We start from the raw sequence: 22,044 nt of genomic DNA, 5'->3' as shown, positions 1-22,044 counted from the left end.
GACCTCGATGCGGTATTGCTGCTCGAGCATCGCCTTGATGTCGCGCACCGTCATGCCGCGTGCGTAGAGAGCGATGATCTTGTCTTCGAAGCCTGGTAGCTTCTTCTGCCACTTGGGCACCAGCAGCGGCTCGAAGCTGCTGTGCCGGTCGCGCGGCACGGCGATGTCCATCTCGCCGCTGTCGCCCAGCACCGTCTTCGCGCTGAAGCCGTTGCGGCAGTTGCCGTCGGGTTCGGCGCGTTCACCCTGCTCGTCGAGCATCGGCTCGGTGGGGCTGCGCCCTGTTTTAAGGTGATGGGTCAGCTCGGCTCCCAGCACCCGCTCGACCAATCGCTTGGTCAACTGGGCCAGCAGGCCTTGCTCTCCCATGATCGCCTCCGGCGTGTGACCGCTTTTCGCGATCAACACGTCCAGCGCCTGGTCCAACGCTTGGTCTTCCTTCGTTTTCGTTCTTCTCATGTTTTCCTGTCCTCGAGTTTGACCCTCCACACAAACTTTCTGACAGGCTCACCCAGAACCGCCCGGTAGTGCTCCTGGCACAGCCACCGGGTGAGCGTGATGGCTTTGTCCATATTGGCCTGCCAGGGCGATGAGTCGGCGGGCGGGGGGGCGGAATAACCAACATTCGGTTGCTTGGGTGCCTCGGCCTTGGCAGCCCACTGGATGACGCCCCAGATCCGCGGCAGCAGTTCAGGGAGCAGGGATGCATGGCGGGCGGCACTTCGGCCAATGCAGCCTGGAACTCCCCGTGGAAACTCTCGGCGAACCTCTTCTCCACCCCGTCCATCCGCAGGGACAGGCACAAATTGGGCGTGGAGTGGTTGAGAACAGCCTTCTGCAAAAGCTCGGTCCAACGTCTGAAGGCCGGCTCTACAACATCCATCCACCGCTTGGATGGACCTTGCTGTTCGAGCAGCAGAATCGGGCATCTGCGAATCTCGGAGGGCGTTTTGCGGTTGAACAGCAGGCGGGAGACAGAGCCAGACGAAGTGATCCACAGCCCATGGACGGTTCCCGGGATCTGTTCTTGCCGCGGCCCCACAGTCAGCGGCTTGTTCCACCAACTGCCGCTTAAAAGCCCCGCCATCTGGCGTTGCGCGACCGGGGGCAGCTCCATCCAGTCTGCCAGAGGGTCGGAGGTTCCGTTGAGCAGCGTCAAAGAGGTGTGGCGGGTTCTCAGCAGGAGGGAGGTGATGACCCGCGGATCCACCGTCGCGGCCGACAAGTACGGGCGGAGTTGGTTGAGAATCACCGTTTGGGCAACATTCTGAAGACTGGCCATCATCGCCTCATCCGTGGCGGCCGCTCGTGCCTTGGGGGTCATGGAGTCTCGCGTGTGCGACATCATCTGCATGAAGAGGGCGGCTGGAACCTCTTGGCACGGGGAGGCTGACGAAATTGAGCCAGATGCGGCCCAAAACCTCAAACCATGCGGCCGGATCGTAATCGGGCGCGATGAGCGCGAGATTGAATGCCGGGGCAATTTTTCTGACACCGTCATCCACCTCCACGGAGCTGTGGAAAGCCGCCGCGAGCTGGGCCAGACCGGTGGCCGCAACCTTCGAAGGCTGTACTCCCAGCAAGTCCGGGCCTTTGGCTGCCAGTGTCATGAGCACGGGAGGGAGGGCTGATTGTACACTTTCGAAAGTGTCTCCGGTACCGAAGGTGAACTTGGGAAGGGACATGTTTCTTGGGGGAGGGTTGAGGGTGATGTCTAACCGGCGGGTAACGTGGATGATGCTTGCGGCTTGATCAGGACATAGCGCTTCTGCGCGTCCTGGCTCACACGGCCTTGTTGCGTCAGGTGCTCAAAGACAGGACGCAGGTCGGCGGCCTTGAGTTTGTCGGTCGAACGCAGTACCTTCCGCAACGTGGAAGGACCGTGTTTTTGCAGAATGCCGGTCAGTTTCACCTCAATCTTTGTCCTGCGCTCTTTGGCATGAACGGCGCGCGCGTCGTCGCAAATATCCAAGTGCCGCCTGATGGAATGAATGGCGCCCGAGTAGGCGGCAGCGACGCACCAATATATTTTTTTCCTCTGTTGGAAGAGGCTCAATGCCCACAGCATGGTGGCGAAGAAATCACGATGCTGGGCCACGTCACAGCACAACTTCTGTTCGCCAATTAGAAGATCCCGCCGGAAACAGTGTTCCCAAGATTGAAAGTGCTGTAGAAAGGGGCTTGGAACCCGGATGACCGCGTCGGTGTGTTCAGTGGGGAAACAGCGCGCCTGGATCAGCTTATGTACAAGCTGGTCATAAAACTGCCATGACTCGTCGGGAGAATACATTTCCGGGAGATCGTCGCATTTCGGCAGCAGCTCCCAAAGCAAACAACGCTTCGGCAGTTCATGCCAGGGCGACGAGCCGTCGTGCAGTATGCGGCCCAGTTCTTTGAGCGGAAGCCGGGCCCACAGATGTACTCGGGCGTGCTCAAAGCTGCCGTGGCCCTGGTTGCGGTGCAGTTTGGTGAACTGCATGTCCACCCCGCCTAGCAGAGCGATGAGATGTTGAACATGCACTTCCTTGGTGCGCCGTGGAGAGAGGCGGCCATCAAAGATGCCGTTGTCCGGATTGAGCAGCAACATCTCGCGATGTACAGACTCTGCTAGCGCGGTAGGAATGTACTCCAAGGAGAGTCTCTCAAAGAACAGTGACGGCAGGTGTTTGGGACCAGGGAAGGGAGCTGGTACACCACCGACATTGCCAGGAGACGGCATGCCCGCTTGTTGGATCCACTGCTGGCTTTGTACGTGCTTGGCAAGCTCACCTTTGAGCCATTCAACCCCTGGAGGTGACTTGCCGATGTTGTCCAGGTCCCCGCCGAATACGGTGAGATCGCTCAGCGGGAGGCTGGCCAGCCGGGCATCCTGACGCAGTGTTCTGGCATGCTGCCGTACAGGAGCGAACAAGTGATCTGCAAAGGCTTCGTACCGCGCTAGCAAAGAGCCGGTGTACCTCGGACCGCGTGATGACATCCGTTCCGCTGAATGCACCACCGCCCAGCTCAAATACAAAGCTGAGGAGATGCAGGCGGCCGCCTAGACAATCCAACCATGCTGCCAGCCCATGTGTCCTTGACCGGTGCATGGGCTGCTGGCGTTCAACCCACATCGTCTTATGCAACCCAGTACACTCCCCGTTGCGGAACTCAAATCCGCGCTCGCCGGTCTCGGCAAAGTGATTAACACCAAAGCCTCGCTGCCAGTGACCAACCGGCAGATCAAAGAGGTGACGCCCGCAGCCTGGGCCAAAGCACATCAACCAGCCGCTCAACGCAAAGCCGCGTAGCGTTCCGTTCAAAAACGCAACCTCAGACCAGTGGCGCTTGGCGTGACGCTAATGATCGTTAAGACAGCGCCCCATTCTGCTTGGGCGATGCCTCAACGGAGGCAGTTTTTCAATGACCTCGAACAGGATGGCATTGCGCTGGCCGGTCTCGGCCTCACCCGCTGAACGTGCCACTGAGAACAAGGCGGGTGCTGTCGATGCTGGCGCAGTCATCGCCAGCGACCATCAAGAGGTCAGGCAGCCCAGAAGCAGTGTCGCCTGTGTTTCAGCCCATCCACAAAGCCAAGCTGTGCGATGTACCTGCAACACGATGAAAGCCCCAATGCACGAGCACGTCGAACCGAAGGATGGCGGCTTCCTGGCTTTCATCAGGCGCACCTCTTGGACCGGACGGCAGTACAATGCCATACGCATGGATCAACACTGCTTGCACCAGGAGCAACAAAAGAGGCTGCGGCGCCTGCTCGACATCGCCCGTGCCCGTTCGCCCTGCTATCGGGATAAATTCCGGCATCTCGACGCCGATTGCACTGATCTCGCTGAATTCCCCGTCACGACCAAGACGGAGATGATGGCGCACTTTGACGAGGTGGTCACCGATCCCACAGTCACCCGTGCCGCAGTCGAACGCTTCATCGCGGACATCCGCAACGTTAAAGAACCTTTCCTTGGGAAATACTGTGTCGCGCACACCTCGGGCAGCCAGGGCCAGCCTGCCTTGATCGTGCAGGATCAGCTCGTGCTCGATCTGCTGTTCGCTTTTCAAATGACCCGCGGCAACCCCCGCTTCAGAGGGCTCCAACGATTTACCCAGGCCGTACGCAATCTCCTGCACCCGACGCGTCTTGCGGTACTCATCAGCCAGCAGGGTTTCTTCCCGTCGGCATGGATTTGGGAGCGGCTGCCAAAATTCATGCACCGTTTCATGCGCTTCCTTTTTCTACCGGCCAATGATCCTGATCTGGTGGCCAAACTGAATGAGTTCAGTCCCACGGTGCTCACCGCCACGCCGACCACGCTCGATCTGCTGTCGTTGAAGATCGATCAGTTCCATTTCCCGAGCCTGAGGCAGGTGGTCACCTGGAGCGAAACGCTCACCGAACCAGCACGACGGCGGATTGCCGAGGCCTTTCGTGTGCCGGTGATGGACAACTACGCCATGGGTGAATGCATGTTTCTGACCAACGGCTGCCCCACCGCCTCCGGCTCTCACGTCAATGCCGACTGGGTCATCTTGGAAGTGGTGGACGAGCAGTATCAGCCCGTGCCACCGGGTCAACTGGGCCACAAAGTCCTGCTGACTAATCTGGCCAACACCGTCCAGCCCTTCATTCGTTATGAGATTGGTGACCGGCTGGTGATGGCAACAGAACCGTGCGGCTGCGGCAACCACCTGCCACGCATTGAAAAACTACTGGGACGGGCGGCAGACTTCTTTTGGGTGCGGACACCCACGGGCTTCCGTCCCCTGACGGCATACCCCTTCCAACACGCATTCGACTACCTGCGGGATGTGCGTGAATGGCAGGCCGAGCAGGTGGAACGCAATCGTGTCGTCGTCCGCTTAGAACCCATCCCCGGTGCGACACCTGATCTTACGACCGCCCAGAACCGTCTTGATGAGCGTCTGGCACCTACGGGGCTGCTGCCTGAACTGGACATCTGCATCGAGACGGTGACGCGACTGACAACTGATGTGCATACAGCCAAGTTCCGCCGCATGATCAGTCGCGTCGGCGTGCCAGACGATTTGGATCCATCACTGAAAAACGTCGTGAGAGATTTCGCGCTGTTTCAAGCGTGACGGCTTGTTTTTTCGATGCTGCGCTGGTAGCCGAAAGCACGTTTTCTCACTTCGTCTCAAACCGCTTCGGGACGCTGATTTGGCCCAAACAAGGGAGCGCCGGCGCTCTGGAGGAAGAGCGTCCTCCAGCGCCTAAGGGTTTCCCCCGGCATCCAAAGGGAACGGAAAAGCAGCAGGATCGCCTTGTGGTAGTGGTGTGGGCAAAATTACCCGCAGACCCGTTCTAAAAATTAAAGCTCAGCGTGATCGAGCCGAAGAGCTGCCCATTTGGCTGGCCTTCGTACTCACGGGTGCGATAGACGAAGGCGTAGCTGATTTTGGTGTTCCGCCAGTTCATTGCCAGACCTGCGGACAGGTCGGCAACGAAGTTTTCTTTATCCACCGAGTGGCTGTTGCCAAAGGTATTGCCATCCAGGAAGATGTTGCGTGCCACGGCCCGGCCTTCAGCGCGAGCGAAAAGATGCATCCCAAAACGACGCACCCATGCCTTTGAGGCATAGGGGTCTTCAATCGCCGTCGGAGTGGTGGCGCTCTCGGAGATCGCGCCGGTACCGAAATCGTCCGGCAGGTTGCAGCCGAAGCGGAATTCGGCCCCAAGCGTGGCATGCGTGTTCACATTGCCCAGCGTGACACCGGCATACGGCAGGAAATCCCAGTCCAGGCCATGTCCTCTGCGGTCCCGAATGCGCCACATGCGTTCGTAGGACACGTTGATGCCCAGCTCATTATCCAACTGATTGTCCCAGCCTGCGGGAGACCTATTTCCCATCGCGTCATGGAGCGCACGCTGCGTTTCCTCCGCAAAGGACCAAGGACCGACAACTCCGATGTTGAAGAGAAGAGTGTTCTTCACACGCGGGTTTTTCCACACCAGACCGAACCCCATATAAAGCCAGCCTGCATAGGGGCGCTCATTCACCACCAACGCCGGGTTATGCACATCGGTGGGAGTGTACATGCTCTGGCCGATAGAGACGGCCACGTTGCGTTCATAGCTGGAATCCCCCATCCACCCGATGTCATCAAAGAAACCTGCAACACCGCCCGTGCTCGCATCATCGCCGAAACGCCTGAGGTCAGGCGAAGTCCAACTGAAGCGCACACCGTTGGTATAGTTTTCGTCGGTGGCGGCGAAGACGTCATTCTCGAAATACATCGTGAATGTGCCGAGGCGGGTTGGATCAACCGTTTGGCCATGCATCAGGCAGGGCAGCGCCAGGGTAGCGAGGAGGAGAGGCAGTGTTTTCATGGAGTTCGGGAGGACTGGAGCAAACCGATATGGTGGAAGAACGCCTTTCTCATGCTGTCGTAGAGACTTAAAAGAATAGTTTTAGCAATTTTCAAAATCTGTGTCGAGAGAACTTTAACTCGTGCTGCAAGCGCAACACCATGGAGTGAGGCATTAGGCGATACCTTGCCACGTTAAACGTAGCAATTTTCCACCACCCGCCGACCACCCAATTCCTCCGTCTAACGCGGCTGGTAAAACCGGTGGATGTACGAAAGATGTCATTTCGGCGAATTTATTGCCCTTTCGAAAGGTTCCCCCATCATCCCCCATTGGAACCCGGCAATCATTGCCGACTCATCGGCCCCCAGGCGAACAGGTTGTAAAAGCGTACAGCCACAGCGGCATCATGTGACGATACGCAATAAAACCTACATGATTCGCTACAAAGAAATCGCCTTCGTCGCCTATCCGGTCACCAACGTGGTCAGAGCGCGTCAATTTTATGAGGGTGTGCTCGGCTTGAGACCGAACCAGTCGCTGATGTCAGAGACTCAGCCATGGATCGAATACGACATCGGCTCCGGCACGCTCGGAATCGGCTGCTCGCCACAGTGGAAACCATCTCAGGATGGCCCGTCGGTGGCGCTTGAGGTCGAGGACTTCGACGCTGCGGTGGAGACCCTCAACGCGCACCATGTCTCATTCGCCATCGGGCCGTTGGACCTGTGTTCGTGCCAGATGGTAATGGTGCGTGATCCGGATGGGAACAAACTGACGATCCATCAGCGCAAGACATCTCAATAAGCCTCAAAACAAAATCATCCGCATGAAAGGACTGCCATGAAAACCAGACTCCGCATTCATTGTTCCGCGACGTCTTACGTCGCCGCATTGCTTGTCGGCAGCATGATGACCGCTGCCATCGCCCAGGAAGACTTCGCCGCTCTCGTCAAACGCCTGCATGACGGGAAGCCGGCTTTTGCCGAGCGCCAGCAGAAGCTGCTGGCTGAACGCTACGATCTTGCCGACCGCCCGGCAAAGGACGTCACCATGGCACGCGGCAAGCCAGTGCAGACCGGTGTGCGCGTGAAGCTGCCCGAAGACATGACGTGGGACAAACTCGCGGCAATGTCGCCGGACATCATCAAGAGCAAGAACCTGTGGCCGGCAGGCTTTTTTTCCCTTCCGCATCCCCACCATGAAGCCGGGGGCATGGTGTTCCCGAAGCCGCTCATTGACGAAACAAAAAAACAAACCGCGCGTGATCTGACGCGGTTCGACCTCGACTTTGACCTGCCCCAACATTTCCTGCCGGAATTCCCCGCGCCGATTTACCTGACCACACGACCCGACTTGGGCGATGTGTCCCAGGGGCAGCTCGTCACCGTGGCGAACTACTACAGCCTGTTCAAGAATGTCCTCAATCCCAAGCAGCTCGAAGGTCTGCGGTTGCTCGTCTCGCCGTTCCCTCAGGCGCAGTTCAACGCCACCGAGGACCGCCGCACCCTGCATGCACACCTGGGTGTAAGCTGTTTCGACTGCCACGCCAACGGCCACACCACCGCCGCGACGCACACCGTCGGCGACATCCGACCCAACGAGCACCGGCACCGCATTGATACGCCCTCCCTGCGCGGGGTGAACATCCAGCGGCTTTTCGGTTCCCAGCGCGCGCTCAAGACCGTCGAAGACTTCACAGAGTTCGAGCAGCGGGCGGCCTACTTCGATGGTGATCCCGAGCAGGCTACACGCAAAGGCGTGAACATCCTCGAACGCGGCAGCCAGGTTCACTTCATGGCCGAGTTCCAGGCGCTGCTCGATTTCCCGCCGGCGCCCAAGCTCAATGTCTTTGGCAAACTCGCCGACACCAAGGCCAGCGAAGCCGAGGCACGCGGACAGACGCTTTTCTTTGGCAAGGCCCAGTGCGCCACCTGCCACCCGCCGCCCTATTACACTGACAACAGCATGCACAACCTGCGCGTAGAGCGTTTCTTCACTGAAAAGGTGATCAACGGCCGCAAAGCCAGCGCCGACGGCCCCATCAAGACCTTCCCGCTGCGCGGCATCAAAGACTCGCCGCCCTATCTGCACGACGACCGCCTGCTCACGCTCGAAGACACCATTGAATTTTTCAACCTCGTGCTGGCAACCAATCTCAACGAAGAGGAAAAAAAGGATCTCGTGGCATTCCTACGCACGCTCTGATTTGATTCGACTGTTCGTCAAAACCACCGGCAATATCCCCGTTCCCCGTGCTCATCTTTGCCGTCAAAGCAGTGAAACTTTCCGTGGAGTAGAAGGCATGAACGACCCCTTGTCGGCCAGCAGACCATAACATTCAAAGTCCTCAAAAAAAACTTCCATTCCAGAGCGCGTAAGACAGAGTGAACGCTATTCTTTGATTACGCTGGAAAAAATTAAACACCCAGCCCCTTGCCTCATCAACCAAGCGCGCGCTTCATGACGACTCCGGACCACGAAACGATCCTCATTGTTGACGACCAGGAGGAGAATCTCCGAGTCATTGGCAATGTGCTTTCGATGATGGCCTACGACATCCTCCTTGCCAGCAATGCGGAACAGGCCCTCCAGCGGCTTGCCGTACGCACGCCTGACCTCATCCTGCTGGATGTCATGATGCCGGAAACAGACGGACTGACCGCATGCCGCCAGATCAAAGCCGAAGCCGATTGGGCTGACATCCCCGTCATTTTTCTCTCTGCTGACGATGACAAAAATGTCATCGTACAGGCGCTCGAAGCCGGCGGTGTAGATTACGTCACCAAGCCATTCAACATGGCGGAACTGGTTTCTCGCGTACGTACGCAGCTTGCGCTCAAGCGCGCCAGAGACCAGTTGCGTACGCTTGCTGAGGACAAGGATGAACTCATGGGCATCATGGCGCATGACCTGAAGAACAGCCTCGCCGGCATGAGACTCAGCGCATGCCTGCTGCAATCCAGGCTCGCAGATCTACCGCCCCGCTGTGCCCCATTGGTGAACAACATCGTGAACGCCAGCGAACGAATGCTGGCATTCATGCAGGAGTTCCTCGCGAACCAATGTGCCGAACAGCTTCAGATGAAGAGCGAGACTGTTAACTTAGGCGATGTGGTGACAAAGGTTGCGGCCAACCACATGCCCGCCGCCAGCACGAAGAAAATCGCTTTGACCACACACTTGCCCAAGGAAGCCTTGTTTGTGAAGGCAGACCACGAAGGGTTGACACAGACTTTGGAAAACCTGGTGTCGAACGCCATTAAGTTTTCTCCAGAGGGTGGAGCGGTGGAGATCACGGCGCAACGACCGATGGCAGGCATGGTGAAGTGCTTCGTACGCGACACCGGTCCCGGCTTCACCTCCGAAGATCGCACGAAGATGTTCCGGCGGTATGGACGCCTCAGTGCCCAGCCCACTGGCGACGAACCGTCCACGGGACTCGGATTATCTATTGTGAAACGTTTGGTGGATGCGATGGGCGGCAACGTGACTCTGGCTGAGAGCATAAGCGACAGCACTGGCGCAGAATTCGTCATCGCATTACCGGTTGCCAGCACAAAACCCGAAGCAGAGTGATCAAATCACCGCTTTGTGCTAATAGGCCAACTGCCCTGCAGCAGAGCGGCGCATGATCTTTGGACACAAGGGAAAACCGCAGGCGGAGGCACCTGTTCGGGAATAAAAAGGAACAGCCGTTTACCTCCTCAAAGCCGAATACAAGTTAAACCACCCCCGAAGATGAACACACCATCTGCCTCCGCAACCCTCACCACAGATACCCTCAAGAAGGATGTTCGCACCCTCGCCGATGACACGGTGAAAGTCGCCCGCCAGCACTTGGTGGACCCCGCAATCGAAGCCGCCCACCGGGCCAGTGCCTACGCCCGCGACACCATGCTCGAGACCCGAAACCGCGTTTCGGAGCAGGTCACACAGGTGGAGCACTACGCATCCGAGCAATATGACCGCACAGCCCGCTGGGTCTCGGCCAATCCACTGACCGCCGTCGGCATCGCCTTCGCTGTCGGGCTCTCAATCTCCGGTCTCTTTGCGCATTCTTCGAAGCGTTAGTTCACATCAGCGGTCCCCAAGTGCAGATGTCTTTCGATCCTTCTCCATGTCCCCCGGCAACAAGCGAATTATGAAAAGGGACGGCATGGACATATGTAAATACAGCCGATCTCGCGGCTAACGCGGATGAAGCCAAAGCCCCTGCTCGCGCGGGTAATCTTCCAGCAAATTCCCGCATTGGACCCATCCATCAGAGGCTTAGGCTGAGATATAGAGGCAGAGGGAAGCGTCGGTGTTTCAGCTTCTCCTGCCATGGACACCTTTAATCACACGCTGTCGCGGTTCCTGAATTTTTTCAGCGCGCTGCTGGTCATCGCTGCACTGTATCTCGGGCAGAAGCTGCTTGTACCGCTGGCGCTGGCATGCTTGTTCACCTTTCTGCTGAATCCGCTGGTCAAGATTCTCTGCCGGTGGCGTCTTCATCGGGTCGCAAGTGTGGGTGTGGTGACATTGGTGAGTTTTTCCATATTGGCGCTCGTGGCATGGCTGCTGGGAGGCGAACTGGCCGGCTTGGCCAATGATCTCCCCAATCATCGCCACAACATCCAGAAGCGCGTCGAATCGCTCCAGCAAGTTGGTGAGACCCGGGTAATCCAGCGACTGCGCAAGCTGGTCGGTGATGTGAGTCAGCCCACCCTGGCCGCTCCTGAGCCGAATGCAGCGCCAACTGAAATTGCTGCCGTGGCGGCACCGCAGCCACCACCGGAAACTGCCACAGCTTTAATGACAGCACTCAACATGGTCGTGCCCACCCTGGCCGAAGCCATGGGAACAACGGCGGTGGTGGTCCTGTTTGTCATTTTCATGCTCCTGCGCCTAGACGATATCGGCCAGCGTGTGGCACGCCTGGTGGGCTATAGCCGCCTCACGCTCACCACCAAGGCGATCGACGAAACCGGGGAGCGCATCAGCCGCTATCTGCTCATGCAGGGTACGGTGAATGCCATCTACGGCCTCATGCTGGGCATAGGACTGGCCGTGATCGGCTTGCCTTACGTCATCCTGTGGGGAGTACTGGCTGCCATATTCCGTTTCATCCCGTATGTGGGTCCATGGATCGTGGCCGTGCTGCCTATCAGTCTGAGCCTCGCCGTTTTTGATGGCTGGGCACAGCCGCTAGTGGTCATCGCACTCATCGTCACGCTGGAACTGCTGACCAACATGATTCTGGAACCCATGCTTTACGGCCATAGCGTTGGGGTGTCCGATTTTGCTCTGCTGCTGGCCATCGCCTTCTGGACGTGGCTCTGGGGCGGAGTGGGACTGGTGCTGGCGACGCCGCTTACCGTCTGCATCGTGGTGTTCTGCAAGCATATCCCGGCACTCGAGTGGGTGGACATCGTGATGGGCGAAAACCCACTCCCACAACCGCACCTCAGCTACTATCAGCATCACCTGGCCAACAATGAAGACGCAGCACAGGCCCTCCTCGAAACCTCGATGCGAAAAGACGGACTCGAAACAACCTTGGAAGCCATCGCCCTCCCAGCCCTTGCTTTGACCAGGCACGAAGAAGTCTTGGGCAAGCTCGACCCGGACGAGGCAGCCCAGATTTATCAAGGCATGCGTTCTGCCTTCACGCTGCTGAGCGACAGCACCGACGAGGCCGCCAGGGTCAAAACATCGGCAGCAGGGAACCCATCCGCCATTGCAGAGGCTCCAAGCGCAACCCAGCCCGCGCTCCAGGTTTTCGGGCGTGCTTTGCATGGTGAGCCTGATGTTCAGGCACTGGAAATGCTCGCCGCAGTACTCCCGCCTGCCATTGCAATCGAGATCTCTGCTGATCCGCGTCTCATTGGTGAACTCGTGCATGAGCTGGGAGAGAAGCAACCGGCCCTCGTCTGCATCAGCTCCCTGCCGCCACAGGCGCGCTTGGTTGTGAGCACCTTGTGCCGACGGTTGCACAGTAAGCTGCCCGATCTCAAGATTCTTGTCTGCCGCTGGGGACTCACCGGCCAAGAATTTGACCCGAAGCCACTGCATGAATCTGGTGCGACGTGGGTGGTTTCCTCCATTAAGGAAGCGCGTGAAGTCTTGGAAGGCGTGATCGTTTAACAAGGCTCCCCCGTTTCCCATGATCCGTCGCCCCAATCCTGAATATCCATGAAGGCTCCATCGAGCATCACCACGTCGGACGGGCATGTCCTTCACTGGCATGATACGGGTGGAAAATTGCTGGGAGCCGAGTTCGACGCCATCGCCAAGGCCAAGGAGAGCATCCGCCTCGAACACTACATCTTTAGCGCCTCACCGGTGGGGGAACGTTTCCGCGACGCACTTACAGAGGCCGCACGGCGTGGTGTACGAGTGACCGTCATGCTCGACTACGTGGGCTGTCTGGGACTGCCCAGCACTTACTTCAGCGAGATGACCGCGCTTGGAGGCAGTCTCATCTGGTTCAATCCGGTGCGCTGGCGTTTCTGGTCGTTCCGTGACCACCGCAAGATTCTTGTGGTGGATGACACCCAGGCGTTTATTGGCGGCTGCAACATTGCTCCCGAATATGAAGGCGATGGCATCAACGATGGCTGGCGGGACGGCGGGATCGCCGTCACCGGCCCGGTGGTGAAGCACCTCATCGAGTCTTTTGAATCCCAGGTCGAGAAAGCTGGCAACAAGATCTGGCGGGTGCGTAAACAAGGACGCAGCGGCTGGGTGGAGGCTGGAGACGATGTTGCATTGCTGCTGACGCGCCCCGGCTTTCATCAGGGCGTGCTGCAGCGCGCTTTGCGCCACGATCTGCTTCACGCGAAGGACATCACCATCACCATGGCCTATTTTCTACCCGTCGGACGCATCAAGCAGATGCTCCTGCGCGCCGCCAGGCTCGCGCGCAGCTTCCGCCTGCTGCTTCCCGGCAGAAGCGATGTGTCGATGATGCAGATCGCGTCGCGGGCGCTCTACGGGCAGTTCCAGCGACGCGGCGCGCAGATTCACGAATATCAGCCGCAGGTGCTGCACGCCAAGGTCATTGTCGTGGATGACATCGTTTACATCGGCTCGGCCAATCTTGACCCCCGCAGCCTCAATATCAATTTCGAAGTCATGCTGCGCATCCGCAACGCCTCGCTTGCGGCGCAGGCATGCGCCACTTTTGAACGGGATCTCCAGCACAGCCAGCCAGTGGCGAAGCTGTCATGGCGCCGCCCGGCGAATTGGTGGCTGCGCCTCAAACAAAAACTCGCCCGCATATTTTTCACGCGGCTCGATCTCGGCGTCGCCCAGTTCTTGGTACAGAAGGTCGAAAGACGCGGTGCGGCACACGACGGACGCGCCTGAAAGCCATTCAGACAGCGGTATCGCAACCCTCTTGGCACAAATCGAATGATATGGGTGCGCGATTGCATCCGCCCTGTCGAGCCGTCAGGTGCGCCGGTTCTTGTCCACCACGGCGACGATGATCAGGACGAATGCGGCGAGCCGGATTGTGTAAACGTAGGGCGCCCACTCGGTTTCCACGGTCATGATGGCTCGAACGATCCGTTCAAGCATCAGAAAGACAAAGGCGCCGGCAAAAAAGAGAAACAACCGGTCCTGCGTTCTTTTCCAAAACCGGAGAAAGAACAATGCAATGACGAGCAGGCTGATGGTGGCAGCACCGGCGAAGAATTGGTTCAGCATCATGGCTAGTCGGATTCGAAGATTAGACCGTACAACAGAACGAGCAGGGCAAACTGAGTGACACCGCTGCGCCATGGCAGCAGATAAACGTCAGGAAGAAGGACAAGATCCAGGATGAGGAGTCCGTTGGAGACCGCCATGATCGCAAAACACAGCGCGCTCCAGTACAGCAGGCGCTGGCGGGTGCGACGATAGCCGCGCCATAAGAGCACTGCGGACCCGAGGCAGGTGAGTGCGCAAAGGAGGTAAATGATTGGACCCATCATGAGGTTTGGTCGGTGGTTTTGATTTTGAATGCGTCGGCGAAGCTCTGCGCGGCATTGACATCGCGCCTGTAAATGACCTCAATGACTCGTACCGGCTTGGAGCGGTAGAACTCACCAAGCGCGGCCATCTGAGAGATCAGGCTGTCTTCAGTGCAGCAACGGTAGCTGGCGGCCGGGTCAGAAAGCTTTTCAAGCAGACCGTTCCGGACCAGTTCGTCGAGCCATCGTTCCACCGATTGGGGCGTGCTCAGGATCGCATCATAGACTTTCTGGACCGACCATGCGGCATCTGGCTCCTGACTGAACAGAAGTAGAATCTCCAGTTGTTCGACGGAGCGGACATAACGGGAGATAAAGTTGCGAATTGAAGGCGGGAGTTCCTGTTCGGACACGGGGGTGGATGAATGACAAATTCCAAAACGACACGGCCTTGCCGTACAGTTCTTTGGACCGCTGGCACTTTACGAGGTTCGAAGCCGAAGGGCTCTGCGGATGTATCGAAATCAAGACATTGGTAAAAATCGTCCGCCGACCCCGAGAGGTTTGAAAAAAATGTTTCTGATGTGACAATCAGGATACGTCCTGATAGTTGCTGAGGTGCGATAGGCCATAAATTGTCTTTTTTGCCATGAGAACAATTCAATCTCCCTCCCCTGCCGGTTCCACCGTCACCACTGCGCCACGGAAGCGACACTCTGACAAAAACAATGGAAGCGGCGAGGCATGGGAGCTGGAGCTTCTGGCCGCCATGCTGGCTTTTCGCAAGGGGGATTTCACCACGCGGTTACCGGAGGGATGGACGGGCGTGCATGGCAAGATCGCCGATGCATTTAACGATGTGCTTGGCATGAGCCAGCGTCGTGCGGGGGAGGCCGCCAGGGTGTCCAGGGTGGTAGGCAAAGAAGGACGCCTGCGGCAGCGCATCGTCATCACCGGCATGGTGGGTGGCTGGGCGGATGAAGTGCAGGCGCTCAATACGCTGATGGACGACCTTGTACGCCCGACGACGGAGGTCACGCGAACGATTGGTGCCGTGGCCAAGGGCGATCTCGGACAGTCGATGGCGATCGAGGTCGATGGCCGTCCACTGGAGGGCGAATTTCTGCATTCGGCCAAGCTGGTGAACCGAATGATCAACCAGCTTTCGGTGTTCACGTCAGAAGTGACGCGCGTGGCGCGCGAAGTGGGTACAGAAGGAAAACTCGGCGGCCAAGCGCAGGTGAAAGGTGTGTCCGGGGTGTGGAAAGACCTCACGGAGTCCGTGAACCAGATGGCGGGAAATCTGACCGCGCAGGTGCGCAACATCGTGGACGTGACCATCGCGGTCGCGGCCGGTGACTTGTCGAAAAAGATCACCGTGGACGTGCGCGGTGAGATCTTGCAGCTCAAGGAGGCCATCAATACGATGGTCGATCAGCTTCGCTCATTCGCATCCGAAGTGACTCGTGTGGCGCGCGAAGTCGGCACCGAAGGGCGCCTCGGCGGTCAGGCGGTGGTACCGGGTGTGGCAGGCACGTGGAAGGATCTCACCGACTCGGTGAACGCGATGGCCTCCAATCTCACCGCCCAGGTCCGCAACATCGCAGCGGTGACGACGGCGGTCGCGCGCGGTGACCTTTCCCGCAAGATCACGGTGGACGTGAAGGGCGAAATTTTGGAGCTGAAGGAGACGATCAACACGATGGTCGATCAGCTTAACGCATTCTCTTCCGAAGTGACGCGCGTGGCGCGCGAAGTGGGCACGGAAGGCAAACTTGGCGGTCAGGCGGAAGTTTCCGGCGTTGCCGGAACCTGGAAAGACCTTACCGACTCGGTGAACTCGATGGCATCGAACCTGACCGGTCAGGTGCGCAACATCGCCGACGTCACTACTGCAGTGGCACGCGGCGACTTGTCACGCAAGATCACCGTGGATGTGAAGGGCGAAATTTTGGAGCTGAAGAACACGATCAACACGATGGTGGACCAGCTCAACAGCTTCGCCTCGGAAGTGACGCGCGTGGCGCGCGAGGTCGGCACCGAAGGGAAACTCGGCGGACAGGCCACCGTTCCCGGGGTGGGCGGCACATGGAAGGACTTGACCGACAACGTCAACTCGATGGCCTCGAACCTCACCGGCCAGGTGCGTAACATCGCCGACGTGGCCACGGCCATCGCCAAAGGCGACCTTTCGTCGAAGATCACCGTCGAAGTGAAGGGAGAAATCCTGGAGTTGAAGAACACCATGAACACGATGGTGGACCAGCTCAATGCGTTCGCCTCCGAAGTGAGCCGTGTGGCACGCGAAGTCGGTACCGAAGGCAAGCTCGGCGGTCAGGCCGAAGTGCAGGGCGTGGCTGGCACGTGGAAGGATTTGACCGACAACGTGAACTTCATGGCGAACAACCTGACTGACCAGGTGCGCAACATCGCCGACGTGGCGACAGCCATTGCGAGCGGTGACTTGTCACGCAAGATCACGGTGGACGTGAAGGGTGAAATTCTGGAGTTGAAAAACACGCTCAACACGATGGTGGACCGCTTGAACGCTTTCGCTTCCGAAGTGAGCCGCGTGGTGCGCGAAGTCGGCACGGAAGGCAAGCTCGGCGGCCAGGCGGAGGTGGGTGGTGTAGCAGGAACATGGAAGGATTTGACCAACAACGTGAATTCGATGGCGTCGAACCTCACCGGTCAGGTGCGCAACATCGCCGAAGTGGCCACGGCCGTGGCAAACGGCGACCTTTCCAAAAAGATCACGGTGGACGTGAAGGGTGAAATTTTGGAGCTGAAAAACACGCTCAACACGATGGTGGACCAGCTCAACGGTTTCGCCTCCGAAGTGAGCCGCGTGGCGCGCGAAGTGGGCACGGAAGGCAAGCTTGGCGGCCAGGCGCAGGTGCGTGGTGTCGCGGGAACATGGAAAGATTTGACCGACAATGTCAACTCGATGGCCTCGAACCTCACCGGTCAGGTGCGCAACATCGCCGACGTGGCGACCGCCATCGCCAAGGGCGACCTTTCCCGCAAGATCACGGTGGAGGTGAAGGGCGAAATTTTGGAACTGAAAAACACGATCAACACGATGGTGGATCAGCTCAATGCGTTTGCATCCGAAGTGACGCGCGTGGCGCGCGAAGTGGGCACCGAAGGCAAGCTTGGTGGCCAGGCGCAGGTGCTGGACGTGGGCGGCACGTGGAAGGACTTGACCGACAACGTGAACTCGATGGCGAACAGCCTCACCGCGCAGGTGCGCAATATCGCGGAAGTGACCACCGCCATCGCGAAGGGCGACTTGTCGCGTAAAATCACGGTGGACGTGCAAGGCGAAATTTCGGAGTTGAAAAACACCATCAACACGCTCGTGGACCAGCTCAATTCATTCGCCTCCGAAGTGAGCCGTGTGGCGCGCGAAGTGGGCACCGAAGGCAAGCTTGGTGGTCAGGCGCAGGTGTCCGGTGTCGCAGGCACCTGGAAAGATTTGACCGACAACGTGAACTCAATGGCCTCCAATCTCACCGGTCAGGTGCGCAACATCGCGGAAGTGACCACCGCCTTCGCCAACGGCGACTTGTCGAAGCAGATCACGGTGGACGTGCGCGGAGAAATTCTCGAATTGAAGGAAACGATCAACACGATGGTCGAACAGTTGCGCTCGTTTGCGTCGGAAGTGACGCGCGTGGCACGCGAAGTCGGCACGGAAGGCAAGCTCGGTGGCCAGGCGCAGGTGCCGGGCGTGGCGGGCACTTGGAAAGGGCTGACGGACAACGTGAACTCGATGGCCTCGAATCTCACCGGACAGGTGCGCAACATCGCCGACGTGGCCACCGCCATCGCGAAGGGCGACTTGTCACGCAAGATTACGGTGGACGTGAAAGGTGAAATTCTGGAGCTGAAAAACACCGTCAACACGATGGTGGACCAGTTGAACGGCTTCGCTTCGGAAGTGAGCCGCGTAGCGCGCGAAGTGGGGACCGAAGGCAAACTTGGTGGTCAGGCGCAGGTGTCCGGCGTGGCGGGAACGTGGAAGGATTTGACCGACAACGTGAACTCGATGGCCTCGAATCTCACCGGACAGGTGCGCAACATCGCGGAAGTGACAATTGCTGTCGCCAACGGCGACCTTTCGCGCAAAATCACGGTGGACGTGCGCGGGGAAATTTTACAGCTCAAAGAAACGATCAACACGATGGTCGAGCAGTTGCGTTCATTCGCCTCGGAAGTGACGCGTGTGGCGCGCGAAGTCGGTACCGAAGGCCGTCTCGGCGTGCAGGCCGTGGTGCCCGGTGTGGCTGGAACATGGAAGGATTTGACCGATTCGGTGAACGCGATGGGCACGAATTTGACTGACCAAGTGCGCAACATCGCGGAAGTGACGACCGCCGTGGCACGCGGTGACCTTTCCCGCAAGATCACGGTGGACGTGAAGGGCGAAATCCTGGAGTTGAAGAACACGATCAACACGATGGTCGATCAGCTCAACGCCTTCTCCTCGGAAGTGACGCGTGTCGCGCGCGAAGTCGGCACGGAAGGCAAACTCGGCGGTCAAGCGGTGGTGCCGGGGGTGGCGGGAACGTGGAAAGACTTGACCGACTCCGTGAACGTGATGGCGGCCAATCTCACCGACCAAGTGCGTGGAATCGTGAAGGTGGTGACTGCCGTGGCGAACGGCAACCTCCGCCAACGCCTCTCCGTGCAGGCAAAGGGCGAAGTGGCGGCGCTGGCGGAGACGATCAACAACATGACCGACACCCTGGCGACCTTCGCCGATCAGGTGACGAACGTTGCACGCGAAGTCGGCGTGGAAGGCCGTCTCGGCGGTCAGGCGAACGTGCCTGGAGCCGCAGGCACATGGAAAGACCTTACTGGCAACGTGAACCTGCTGGCCGCCAACTTGACGACACAGGTGCGTGCCATTGCCGAGGTCGCCACGGCGGTGACCAAAGGCGACCTGACGCGTTCCATTCAGGTGGAGACGCGTGGTGAGGTCGCGGAGTTGAAGGACAACATCAACACGATGATCGACAACCTGCGCGTGACCACGGAGCGCAACAAGGAACAGGACTGGCTCAAGACCAACCTCGCCAAATTCACCCGCATGCTCCAGGGGCAGCGCGATCTCTACACCGTCGGCCAGATGCTGCTCTCCGAACTCGCGCCGCTGGTCGATTCGCAGCAGGGCACGGTGTATCAGATGACCGCGAGCGATGATGAGGCCCCCGTGCTGCAGCGTCTCGCCAGCTACGCGAATGAAACCAATTTACCGGAGCAGATCATTCTGGGAGATGGCCTCGTCGGACAATGCGCGCGGGAAAAGCAGCGCGTGCTCCTGACCTCGGTGCCGCGCGATTACACGCCCATCCACTCCTCGCTCGGCGGCACGCAACCCGCGAATGTCGTTGTGCTTCCCGTGCTCTATGAAGGCCAGACGAAGGCGGTCATCGAACTGGCGGCGCTGCATCCGTTCACCGACGGGCATCTCAACTTCCTCGAACAGCTCACGCAATCCATCGGGGTCGTGCTCAACACCATCGAGGCCACGATGCGCACAGAAGGCCTGCTCCAGCAAAGCCAGCAGCTCACGGCGGAATTGCAGTCCGGTCAGAAGGAACTGCAACAGACCAACGAAGAACTGGAGCAAAAAGCGCAGGAACTCGCCGATCAAAACGCCGAGGTGGAACGCAAGAACAAGGAAATCGAGCAAGCGCGGCGCGCGCTGGAGGAAAAAGCGGCAGAACTGGCCCTGACGTCGAAATACAAGTCCGAATTCCTCGCCAACATGTCGCACGAACTGCGCACGCCGCTCAATTCGATTCTGATTCTCGGCCAGCAGCTCGGCGAAAACATGGCGGGGAATTTGAACCCGAAACAGGTCGAGTTCGCGCGCAACATTCACTCCGCCGGCTCCGACCTGCTCAACCTCATCAACGACATTCTCGACCTTTCGAAGATCGAGTCCGGTACCGTCACGGTGGATGCCGAGGAGATCACGTTCAACTCGCTAAAGGACTCCGTGGACCGCAGCTTCCGCCACATCGCGGAAAGCAAAAATCTGCCCTTCATCCTGGAGTTCGATCCGAATCTGCCGGGCGCATTCACCAGCGACTCCAAGCGCTTGCAGCAGATCATCAAGAACCTGCTGTCGAATGCGTTCAAGTTCACCGCAGCCGGGAACGTGCGGATGAATGTGAAACTGGTCGAGGCAGGCTGGAGCCCCGACCATCCCAGCCTGAACCGGGCGGGAGCCGTCATCGCGATGTCGATCACCGACACCGGCATCGGCATTGCGCCGGAAAAGCAGCGGCTCATCTTCGAGGCCTTCCAGCAGGCGGATGCCGGCACCTCGCGCAAATATGGCGGCACCGGCCTCGGTCTCGCCATCTCGCGCGAGCTGGCGTCGCTGCTCGGCGGTGAAATCCGGCTCGCCAGCACACCGAACGAAGGCAGCACATTCACGCTCTACCTGCCGCTCGTCTATTTCGGTCCGGCAGCAACGACGACTCCAGTCACTGAGAACAGAGGCGGCAACCGGCCCTCCATCGCACTTCCGGTGGCGGTCGCACGGGATGAACGGATCGAGGATGATCGCGCGAGCGTGGAGCCGGGCGATTTGGCAGCGCTCATCGTCGAGGACGATCCACACTATGCACGCGTGCTCCTTGGCCTGGCGCGCGACAAGGGCTTCAAAGGCCTGGTGGCCACGCGCGGACACGAGGCGCTTTCACTTGCGCGTCAGTATCACCCCACGGCGATCACGCTCGATATTTTCCTGCCCGACATGCTCGGCTGGACGGTGCTTAACAATCTCAAGCTCGCGCCGGAGACACGCCACATCCCGGTGCAAATCATCACGCTGGAAGAAGAGCGCAGCCATGGCCTGTCACGCGGCGCATTCTCCTATCTCGTGAAACCGGCGACGACGGAAGATCTGGAGAACGCCTTCGACAAAATCAAGACCTTCGTCGCGCCGCGCACCAAGCGGCTGCTGGTCGTCGAAGATAATGACCGGGAACGCGCGAGCATCGTCGAACTGCTCGGCCACGACGACATTGAGATCACGACCGTGGCGACCGGTGAGGAAGCCTACGAATCGCTGCTCGACCGGCACTTTGACTGCTGTGTGCTCGACCTGCGCCTGCCGGACATGACCGGCTTTGACCTGCTGGACCGCATTCATGAGGAACCCAGCCTGCGCGATGTCCCTGTCGTCGTCTTTACCGGGAAGGATCTGTCCGCCGAGGAAGAGGCGCGGCTACGCACCATGGCGAAGAGCATCGTGCTCAAGGACGTGCAATCGCCCGAGCGCCTGCTCGACGAAACGGCGCTGTTCTTGCATCGCGTGCTTGCCGACCTGCCGGAAGGCAAGCAGCAGATGCTGGAACGCCTGCACAGCACCAACGAAGTGCTGTGCGGACGCAAAGTGCTGATCGTGGACGATGACGCCCGCAACATTTTCGCCCTCTCGACGGTGCTGGAAAATCAGGAGATGGAAATCCTCAGCGCCACCAACGGCCGCCAGGCCATCGAGCTGATCCAGTCCAACGATGATCTCGCCATGGTGCTGATGGACATCATGATGCCGGAGATGGACGGCTACGAAACGATGCGTGAGATCCGTAAGCAGCCGGAGTTTCGCAACCTGCCCATCCTCGCACTGACAGCGAAGGCGATGAAAGGCGACCGCGAAAAATGCCTGGAAGCAGGGGCGAGCGATTACATCGCCAAGCCTGTCAATACCGATCAGTTGCTCTCGCTGCTGCGGGTCTGGCTGCATCGCTGAACGCC

16 protein-coding genes are annotated in these 22,044 nt (G+C 58.9%); 9 read left to right on the top strand and 7 right to left on the bottom strand.

From position 1 onward, the window contains the following. The 3 genes from U1A53_RS00920 to U1A53_RS00910 all read right to left on the bottom strand — a co-directional run. A partial coding sequence (locus U1A53_RS00920; RefSeq protein ID WP_322278348.1) for a transposase occupies positions 1-459 on the bottom strand: 459 nt, incomplete at its 3' end. 830 nt (positions 460-1,289) lie between these two features. After that, on the bottom strand, positions 1,290-1,610 hold the full coding sequence (locus U1A53_RS00915; protein WP_322278344.1) for a hypothetical protein: 321 nt from the start codon (positions 1,608-1,610) through the stop codon (positions 1,290-1,292). Between the two features lie 104 nt (positions 1,611-1,714). Next, positions 1,715-2,911, bottom strand: a complete 1,197-nt coding sequence (locus tag U1A53_RS00910; RefSeq protein WP_322278340.1) for a hypothetical protein — start codon at positions 2,909-2,911, stop codon at positions 1,715-1,717. Positions 2,912-3,119: 208 nt separating this feature from the next. Between U1A53_RS00910 and U1A53_RS00905 the strand changes: the two genes are divergently transcribed. Both U1A53_RS00905 and U1A53_RS00900 read left to right on the top strand, forming a co-directional pair. Further along, positions 3,120-3,290, top strand: a complete 171-nt coding sequence (locus tag U1A53_RS00905) for a hypothetical protein (protein ID WP_322278336.1) — start codon at positions 3,120-3,122, stop codon at positions 3,288-3,290. Between the two features lie 310 nt (positions 3,291-3,600). Continuing rightward, on the top strand, positions 3,601-5,094 hold the full coding sequence (locus U1A53_RS00900; RefSeq protein ID WP_322278333.1) for an AMP-binding protein: 1,494 nt from the start codon (positions 3,601-3,603) through the stop codon (positions 5,092-5,094). A 223-nt stretch (positions 5,095-5,317) separates the two neighbouring features. Here the strand turns inward: U1A53_RS00900 and U1A53_RS00895 are convergent, their stop codons facing one another. Further along, positions 5,318-6,343 carry a lipid A deacylase LpxR family protein gene (locus U1A53_RS00895; RefSeq protein WP_322278329.1) on the bottom strand — a complete coding sequence of 342 codons (1,026 nt, stop codon included), beginning with the start codon at positions 6,341-6,343 and terminating at the stop codon, positions 5,318-5,320. 414 nt (positions 6,344-6,757) lie between these two features. On the opposite strand from U1A53_RS00895, the gene U1A53_RS00890 reads away from it, so the two are divergent. From U1A53_RS00890 to U1A53_RS00865, 6 genes are all read left to right on the top strand, one after another. After that, a complete protein-coding gene (locus U1A53_RS00890) occupies positions 6,758-7,129 on the top strand; it encodes a VOC family protein (protein WP_322278326.1) in 372 nt (123 codons plus the stop codon). A gap of 102 nt (positions 7,130-7,231) precedes the next feature. Beyond that, complete coding sequence (locus U1A53_RS00885) at positions 7,232-8,530, top strand: cytochrome B6 (RefSeq protein ID WP_345786477.1); 1,299 nt, start codon at positions 7,232-7,234, stop codon at positions 8,528-8,530. Between the two features lie 255 nt (positions 8,531-8,785). Next, positions 8,786-9,901: a hybrid sensor histidine kinase/response regulator gene (locus tag U1A53_RS00880; protein WP_322278320.1), complete on the top strand. Its 1,116-nt coding sequence runs from the start codon at positions 8,786-8,788 to the stop codon at positions 9,899-9,901. 162 nt (positions 9,902-10,063) lie between these two features. Next, entirely contained in the window at positions 10,064-10,396 is a 333-nt protein-coding gene (locus tag U1A53_RS00875; RefSeq protein ID WP_322278317.1) for a hypothetical protein, read from the top strand. 252 nt (positions 10,397-10,648) lie between these two features. Beyond that, complete coding sequence (locus U1A53_RS00870; protein ID WP_322278315.1) at positions 10,649-12,451, top strand: AI-2E family transporter; 1,803 nt, start codon at positions 10,649-10,651, stop codon at positions 12,449-12,451. A 48-nt stretch (positions 12,452-12,499) separates the two neighbouring features. After that, positions 12,500-13,675, top strand: coding sequence for a phosphatidylserine/phosphatidylglycerophosphate/cardiolipin synthase family protein (locus U1A53_RS00865; protein ID WP_322278313.1), 1,176 nt, complete (start codon positions 12,500-12,502; stop codon positions 13,673-13,675). An 84-nt stretch (positions 13,676-13,759) separates the two neighbouring features. Here the strand turns inward: U1A53_RS00865 and U1A53_RS00860 are convergent, their stop codons facing one another. The 3 genes from U1A53_RS00860 to U1A53_RS00850 are packed head-to-tail and all read right to left on the bottom strand — an operon-like array spanning position 13,760 to position 14,675. Then, entirely contained in the window at positions 13,760-14,020 is a 261-nt protein-coding gene (locus tag U1A53_RS00860) for a DUF5985 family protein (RefSeq protein ID WP_322278312.1), read from the bottom strand. A 2-nt stretch (positions 14,021-14,022) separates the two neighbouring features. Next, on the bottom strand, positions 14,023-14,283 hold the full coding sequence (locus U1A53_RS00855) for a DUF5985 family protein (RefSeq protein ID WP_322278310.1): 261 nt from the start codon (positions 14,281-14,283) through the stop codon (positions 14,023-14,025). After that, on the bottom strand, positions 14,280-14,675 hold the full coding sequence (locus tag U1A53_RS00850; RefSeq protein WP_322278308.1) for a hypothetical protein: 396 nt from the start codon (positions 14,673-14,675) through the stop codon (positions 14,280-14,282). Before U1A53_RS00850 ends, U1A53_RS00855 begins: the two co-directional genes overlap by 4 nt. Positions 14,676-15,031: 356 nt before the next feature. Between U1A53_RS00850 and U1A53_RS00845 the strand changes: the two genes are divergently transcribed. Beyond that, a complete protein-coding gene (locus U1A53_RS00845) occupies positions 15,032-22,039 on the top strand; it encodes a HAMP domain-containing protein (protein WP_345786476.1) in 7,008 nt (2,335 codons plus the stop codon). Positions 22,040-22,044 lie beyond the last annotated feature (5 nt).

Source organism: Prosthecobacter sp. (genome assembly GCF_034366625.1).
In the GTDB taxonomy this organism is placed as follows: Bacteria; Verrucomicrobiota; Verrucomicrobiia; order Verrucomicrobiales; family Verrucomicrobiaceae; genus Prosthecobacter.
Note: the sequence above shows the minus strand (reverse complement) of the source record. Positions and strands in the feature narration are given on the sequence as shown.